7 protein-coding genes and 2 pseudogenes are annotated in these 6,646 nt (G+C 40.5%); 4 read left to right on the top strand and 5 right to left on the bottom strand.

Annotated elements, in window-relative coordinates:
* Nucleotides 1-654, top strand: a 654-nt coding sequence (murU, locus tag QZ488_RS20630; protein ID WP_293752288.1) for an N-acetylmuramate alpha-1-phosphate uridylyltransferase MurU, incomplete at its 5' end; no start/stop codon positions are given.
* A 9-nt stretch (nt 655-663) separates the two neighbouring features.
* A complete protein-coding gene (djlA, locus tag QZ488_RS20625) occupies nt 664-1,491 on the top strand; it encodes a co-chaperone DjlA (RefSeq protein WP_293752286.1) in 828 nt (275 codons plus the stop codon).
* A 62-nt stretch (nt 1,492-1,553) separates the two neighbouring features.
* Here the strand turns inward: djlA and QZ488_RS20620 are convergent.
* From QZ488_RS20620 to QZ488_RS20610, 3 genes and pseudogenes are all read right to left on the bottom strand, one after another.
* Nucleotides 1,554-2,195 (bottom strand): annotated as a pseudogene (locus tag QZ488_RS20620) (amidohydrolase family protein); the annotation flags it as partial.
* Between the two features lie 21 nt (nt 2,196-2,216).
* The gene (locus tag QZ488_RS20615) at nt 2,217-2,510 is read right to left on the bottom strand and encodes a hypothetical protein (RefSeq protein WP_293752284.1); all 294 of its coding nucleotides are present in this window, start codon (nt 2,508-2,510) and stop codon (nt 2,217-2,219) included.
* Between the two features lie 38 nt (nt 2,511-2,548).
* Nucleotides 2,549-3,217 (bottom strand): amidohydrolase family protein, encoded by a 669-nt coding sequence (locus QZ488_RS20610; RefSeq protein ID WP_293752282.1) that lies wholly within the window; start codon nt 3,215-3,217, stop codon nt 2,549-2,551.
* Between the two features lie 230 nt (nt 3,218-3,447).
* Between QZ488_RS20610 and QZ488_RS20605 the strand changes: the two genes are divergently transcribed.
* Nucleotides 3,448-4,194: a choice-of-anchor H family protein gene (locus QZ488_RS20605; RefSeq protein WP_293752280.1), complete on the top strand. Its 747-nt coding sequence runs from the start codon at nt 3,448-3,450 to the stop codon at nt 4,192-4,194.
* Nucleotides 4,195-4,238: 44 nt separating this feature from the next.
* On the opposite strand, the gene QZ488_RS20600 is transcribed toward QZ488_RS20605, so the two are convergent.
* The gene (locus tag QZ488_RS20600; RefSeq protein ID WP_293752278.1) at nt 4,239-4,439 is read right to left on the bottom strand and encodes a hypothetical protein; all 201 of its coding nucleotides are present in this window, start codon (nt 4,437-4,439) and stop codon (nt 4,239-4,241) included.
* A gap of 20 nt (nt 4,440-4,459) precedes the next feature.
* Nucleotides 4,460-5,314, bottom strand: coding sequence for an SPFH domain-containing protein (locus QZ488_RS20595; RefSeq protein WP_366509081.1), 855 nt, complete (start codon nt 5,312-5,314; stop codon nt 4,460-4,462).
* A 430-nt stretch (nt 5,315-5,744) separates the two neighbouring features.
* Between QZ488_RS20595 and QZ488_RS20590 the strand changes: the two are divergent.
* Nucleotides 5,745-6,646, top strand: a pseudogene (locus QZ488_RS20590) (hypothetical protein); the annotation flags it as partial.

The following is a 6,646-nucleotide window of genomic DNA, read 5'->3' as shown; positions in this document are numbered from 1 at the left end:
GCAGGAAGAGGCGAGCGAATGCGACCTTTAACTGATTCTGTGCCTAAACCTATGTTGAAAGTGCAAGCTAAACCCTTAATTGAGTACCACCTTGAAGCGCTAAAACGTGCTGGGTATGAAAGAGTGGTTATCAACCACGCGTGGTTAGGACAACAGATTGAAACTGCAGTTGGTACAGGTGAACGTTTTGGTTTGGACATACTCTATTCTGTAGAAATTCAAGCATTGGAAACAGCTGGCGGGATTAGTAAAGCCTTGCCATTGCTTTGTCCTTCAGAAGAGGATGAAATGTTTACTGTGATTAACGGCGATATTTTCACTGATTTTGATTTTGATACATTGCCCGCTCATTTAGATGAGGGGATTGAGGCACATTTAGTGATGGTTGGTAATCCAAGTCATAATCCTGAAGGAGACTTTTATTTCACTCATCAAGGCTTGGATCCGAATCAAGGACTCAAGCTCACTTTCAGTGGAATAGCCGTTTACAACAAAGGTTTTTTTGCAAATGTGAATTCTGCGGTTAAACCTTTGGCTCCGATGTTGCGAACGGCAATCAGTCAGGGAGTTGTTGGCGCGCAACATTTTACCGGGCAATGGACAGATGTGGGTACACCACAACGATTAACCGAATTAAATAAAACAAACAGTTAGCGGAAACAGATGATAGGCAAAATTTTAGGTACCATTTTTGGATTTATGTTTGGACGTATTCCAGGCGCGCTTTTAGGTTTTTTTGTTGGGCATATGTTCGATAAAGGCTATAGCAAAAATTTTAATCAAACGGGTGGTTTTAACCGTTTTTTTGCTAGTCAGGATGAGTTTAAAACCCAAGCTATTTTTTTCCATTGCCTATTTTCCGTGATGGGTCATGTTGCCAAAGCTGATGGCAAAGTAAGTAATATCGAAATACAAATGGCGAGTGCCCTGATGGATCAGATGAATCTTGATGGCGACATGCGCAAAGAGGCACAACAAGCCTTCAGGGATGGCAAAGCAGCCGACTTTGCTTTGAAACAAACCGTACAAGAGTTTAAAGAGTCTTGTCATGGTCGCCGTGATATTTTGCAGGTGTATTTAGAAATCTTAATTCAGGCGGCTTATGTAGATGGCAAACTAGATAAATCCGAACAAGCCATTTTGGAAACCGTGTCGCAATATTTAGGTTTTAGTCAGCACGATTTACTCTACTTAATGTCAGCATTTGAAGCAGAAATGCGTTTCAGACAAGGTGGTGGTAAACAAAACGCGAATGGACAAACATATTCGTCTCAACAATCTTTGGATGATGCTTATAAAATTCTTGGTGTGAAAACATCCGACGACGATAAAAGCATCAAGAAAGCCTACCGCAAGTTGATGAGTGAACATCACCCCGACAAGTTAGTCTCTAAAGGTTTACCTAAACAAGCGCTAGAGCTGGCTAAGAATAAAACCCAAGATATTCAGTCCGCTTATGAAATGATAAAGGATAAACGCGGATTTAAATAACAAGTGTTGACCTTTACCCTGGTTGAACTAGTTACGAGAGTAATTGGTTATGACTATTGATATTAGTGTTTTCTGGTTCCGCCTAACCACACCTCACTTACCTTAATCTCATCCCAAAGATTAGGCTCTAATTCATATAAATTGTGGTTAAGAATGACTAAATCAGCTGCTTTGCCCACTTCAATACTGCCTATTTTATCGTCCATATGTAGCTGCCAAGCGCCGTTAATAGTCATGGTGCGCAGCGCTTGTTGTGGCGAGATAGCTTGATTGATACCTAGAGTTTTGCCCGACTTAGTTTGGCGCGTTACAGCGGTTTTCATTAGGCTAATAGGATCTGCTGGGAACATCGGTGAATCGGCGTGTAGAGTTGGGTGCAGTGCTAAATCAAAGGCTGTTTTTACCGGCAAAATCAGTTGGGCTCTACGTTCACCAATAATGTTATCCGCCAGCGCATCACCGTAATACAAAATATGATTAATATGAAAGCTGGGAGTTAACCCCTGGTTTTGAAATGCCTCTAATGTTTCTTGCTTGATTAATAAGCAATGCTCAAATCGGTGGCGTTGCTTATTGTTGTCTACTAATCGACTAAATGTTTGCGCTGCGCTGGTGTTTGAATAGTCACCTTGGCTGTGCACAGCTAACTGCCAACCGGCATGATTAAATTTTGTAATCTGCTGTTCAAATTCCTGCTGGTTAAGTCGAGGTTCGCCTTTATGCCCTTAGCTGATCCCCATCATTTGGGTCAGTGAATTAAATAAATAAGGCTCTTCGAGCGCCATAGTGCCAGTATAAGGCGAACCATCATGCCAAAGTTTTAATCCAAGAATTTTGTAGAATTCATTATCTTGAATTGGTGACTCTGGTAAGTGTTCGAGTTCGATGTCGGTAAGATAAATAAACTGTCGAATTCTAGGTGCAAAAAAGTCGGAAGCTGCATAACGAGCCATAATCGGAGGCAGATTAAATCCAACAGAAGCAACAGATGTAAACCCAGACTCAACTAAGTTCTGCAAGGTTTGTTCATAACGGCTGACCACCCCAAGGGGCGACTTCAGTTATCCAAAAAAGGAGAGGCCGCTTCCGACTCAGAGATAAATCCGTTTAAATTACCCTGTTGATCGCGCCCGTAATAACTGCCATTTCCGGGATCGGCAGTTTGATTATCAATAGAGACTTCTGCAAATGCTGTGGAATTTGCCCAAAATGAATGCATGGTTTGAGAGACAATCACCAATGGATTATTTGGCGCTATTTTGTCTAAGAATGCTTTGCTGGGTAAAACAAGATCTGGCATGAGTACTGGATCCAGCCCCATTCCATAAATCCAATCACCTTTGTCAGCAAGCGCTATTTGCTGCTTTAAATGTTGCCACATGTCATCCGGCGAATTAAATGTAAAAGCGCTCAGGTCAATGGTTTCTGCAAATACAGCGGTAAGAGTGGGATGTTCATGTGCTGCGATAAAACCGGGCACTAGAGTTTGACCTTTGAGTTCAATTATCTTGGTTGATGAGTTGGCCATAGCACTGATTTCGGTAGTGGTTCCGACCTGAATAATCATACCGTCTTTAATGGCGATGGCTTCAACGACTGAATTGTTCTCATCAACTGTCAGTACAGTGCCACCAATAAAAATAGTATCGGCAGCATGCTCGCTTGAGCAAGAAACATTCAGTAAAACCCATAGCGATAATAAAATAAGCAGTCTAACCATTCGCATACAAACCAAACCTTTTAAGTGTCAGTGCCTTTAATAAAAACACATTGTTCTTTCAATTTTGCCACCAATACTAGCTCGTTGCTTGGCACTGGAGCAAACCTTAGATAATGATGATACAACTCTACAAAAAATGTTGGCTGCCCAGTCCCGAATAATTGATTAAGTTAGTCTTCAGTTTTTGTTCATGCTTTTCATTCCACACTAACAGCAGGTTTGAAAAGGAAAGTGAAATGAAAAATTCAAGTTTGTTAATGTTAAGCAGTCTACTTATATCAAGTGTTGTGTGGGGCGCAGAAAGTGAAAGCTGGAGTGTTCAGTCTACTGAAAAACAATTTGAGAAAACAAGTGAGCTGATCTACAAATCGTCTGACGGTACACAAACCAATGTGCCGTCTTTGACACCCAGCGCCCAATCAAAAACAGCAGTAAGTGTGTCTAATAAAAAACAGACACAAGCCAAAACGCTGACGGTTAGGCCTGATTCGATGTCTCTTAACCAAGAATTTTGGATATTTGATGCATGGGTCGAATTTCATAGTGATGAAGATAGAGATGGATATTTTAATCACTTTAGTGTCGAGTTTGACGCGGATACTGAATATAGCTCAGCACAAGTGTATGCCAGATTATATTTGGGCAAAGATGAAGTGTTTAAGGAATATCATACTACCTCTAATTTCAATATTTTTTCTGACAACAATACTGATAGTTTTGTAGTGGAAAGTGAGCTGCTAAACGGTTTTTCTCCTGCTGAATATGAGGTGTTAATTGAATTATATGACGCTTACAACGATGAACTAGTGGCTGTTTTTGATGGTAATGATGACGCGGATTTATATTTATTATCACTTGAGAGTAATGAATACGAATCAGTTCAAGTCATTGTGGTACGAGAACATGGTGGAAGTTTAAGTTTATGGGGTTTGTTACTTATACCTTTGATATTCGTAACTCGCCTGTTTAAAAAGTCTAACTAGATCCGCACTTCGAATACATTAAGCTGACTTTAAATAAAGTCAGCTTAATTATTTTTGGGCTCGTCAGTATCAACCACCTCGGTGGTCACCTTTTGAACCAATTTCACTCGGCCATGTTTAACCAGAGTGTCTCTGAGTACATATTCGATTTGGGCGTTAACGCTGCGCAGATCATCATCTGCCCAGCGTTGCATAGCGGCCAAAACGTCAGCACTTATTCTAAGAGGAAAAGCTTTTTTAGACATCGTATTTCCAGTGCTTAATCCTAATATAAACTGCCACTATTGATTATGGGTTGAGCGTTTTTATCACCACATAATACCACTAACAAATTACTCACCATCATCGCTTTGCGCTCTTCATCAAGCTCCACGACGTTTTGTGCTTTTAATCTATCCAAAGCCATCTCAACCATGCCTACTGCACCTTCAACAATTTTGCTTCGGGCAGCAATAATAGCGGTAGCTTGCTGGCGTTGTAACATAGCGCTGGCAATTTCTGGTGAATAAGCCAAATGACTGATTTTAGACTCATGTACGGTTAACCCTGCTTTGCCTAATCGCTCCTGAATTTCCTGCTTCAAAATTTCGGAAATAACCTGAGGATGACTACGTAGCGCAACATCGGCACTATTATCATCCTGCGGATCGTAGCAATAACTGCTGGCCATATTACGCAGTGCAGATTCAGTTTGAATGGTGACGTAACTTTCATAGTCGTCTACTTCAAACATGGCTTCAGCCGAGTCGGTCACAGACCAAACAACGATTGTAGCGATTTCAATTGGATTCCCTAAGTTATCGTTCACTTTTATTTTGGCCGATTCAAAGTTACGAATACGTAAAGACACGGTTTTGCGTATAAAAAATGGCACAGTCCAGCGTAGACCATTACGTTTTTCGGTACCTACATAACTACCAAATAAGGTCATCACTTTAGCTTGGTTAGGTTGCACCATAAAAAAGCCTGCCCAACAGATAAGTACAATGATGGAGCAAACAATACTCACAGGTAGCAATATTTTGTTCGCCAGCATGATGCCAAAACTTATTTGTAGTAAAGGTAAAACCACAAAAAAAGCTAAATACCCATTAATCGAAAAGCCTTTTTTCTCAGTAATCATTTAATAACTCCTTAATGATATCATAATGATGTCATAATGAGGTTAGTGTGTTTCTGTTTAAAAATCAAGCTGATTGTAAAACTATTAGTTACTACTCCTTTTCTGGGGGGTATATGTTGTTGTATAAAACCAGCCTTTAGTCATTAAGTGGTTAACCAGCTGATAATTGTAAGGATAATTGTCAGGTTTTTTGACACTTTGGGTAAATTGTTTTTTTTGCAATTTTCTAATTAATTGTTTTTTATTGAGATTTATTTTCGGTATGACAATTGCTTAACATCTGACCAATAGGTCAAGTTTACCTGTTGAGTAGTATGTAATTCACTCCCTGTCATATGGATGTCACAGAAGTATTAGAACATCGCTCGCATTAAAAAAATAATTATTAAAAGTCGGAACACCGACCCAAACAAATCCAGGAGAAAACATGAAATTGAAATATCCAGCACTGCTGGCGTTACTTTTAAGTGCGCCATCAGTATTCGCTCAAGTGCCGAGTGTGGTTATTAATGAAGTCGATGCAGATACGCCAGGGGATGATGCTGCAGAATTTATTGAATTATATGATGGGGGAGTGGGCAGCACACCTCTAGATGGTCTAGCCGTAGTATTTTTTAATGGCTCGGATGACAAATCGTATTTATCCTTTGATTTAGATGGAAACTCTACTAACGCTGATGGATATTTCGTGTTGGGTAATCCAGCCGTTGCAAATGTAGATATGACTTTTTCGCCAGGCAGAACAGGGGCTCTGCAGAATGGTGCTGATGCGGTCGCGTTGATTGTAGGAAACGCTGAAGATTTCCCTAACGACACACCAATCAAAGTTGAAGGTCTCCTTAATAGTCTCATTGCTGGCAATCTTGTTGATGCGATAGTGTATGACACTAGTGATGGTGATGATGCTGGGCTTTTACCGTTATTAAATAGTGGTCAGCCACAAGTAAATGAAAAAGGAAACGGCGCTAGTGACACTGAGTCTAACCAACGTTGTGCCAATGGCAGCGGTGGTTTACTTAACACCAGCTCTTATGCGCAATACTCACCTACACCCGGAACAGAAAATACCTGTGGTGTTGATGATGGCGGAGACGATGATGCTCCAAGCTTAGGGGTTATCAGTGGCAGTGTTTGTACGAATTGTCCAGATGTTCCAATTATTAAAGATATCAGTCTTTTTGATGCCGCCGTTTATTATGCCGCGGTAGATTTAAGTGCAACTGCAGAGATTATAAAAGCTGCGGTAAATAACATTATTTCCACTGATCATAAAAACTTAACTTATGACGACGTGTGGACGTCATTAACCTATACCGATGAAGACCCATC

Origin of the sequence: uncultured Paraglaciecola sp., from assembly GCF_913020055.1 — a bacterium.
In the GTDB taxonomy this organism is placed as follows: Bacteria; Pseudomonadota; Gammaproteobacteria; order Enterobacterales; family Alteromonadaceae; genus Paraglaciecola.
Note: the sequence above shows the minus strand (reverse complement) of the source record. Positions and strands in the feature narration are given on the sequence as shown.

Coding starts and splice junctions, on each gene's coding strand:
- djlA (WP_293752286.1), top strand. CDS start 664: ATGATAGGCAAAATTTTAGGTACCATTTTTGGATTTATGTTTGGACGT.
- QZ488_RS20610 (WP_293752282.1), bottom strand. CDS start 3,217: ATGCGAATGGTTAGACTGCTTATTTTATTATCGCTATGGGTTTTACTG.
- QZ488_RS20605 (WP_293752280.1), top strand. CDS start 3,448: ATGAAAAATTCAAGTTTGTTAATGTTAAGCAGTCTACTTATATCAAGT.
- QZ488_RS20600 (WP_293752278.1), bottom strand. CDS start 4,439: ATGTCTAAAAAAGCTTTTCCTCTTAGAATAAGTGCTGACGTTTTGGCC.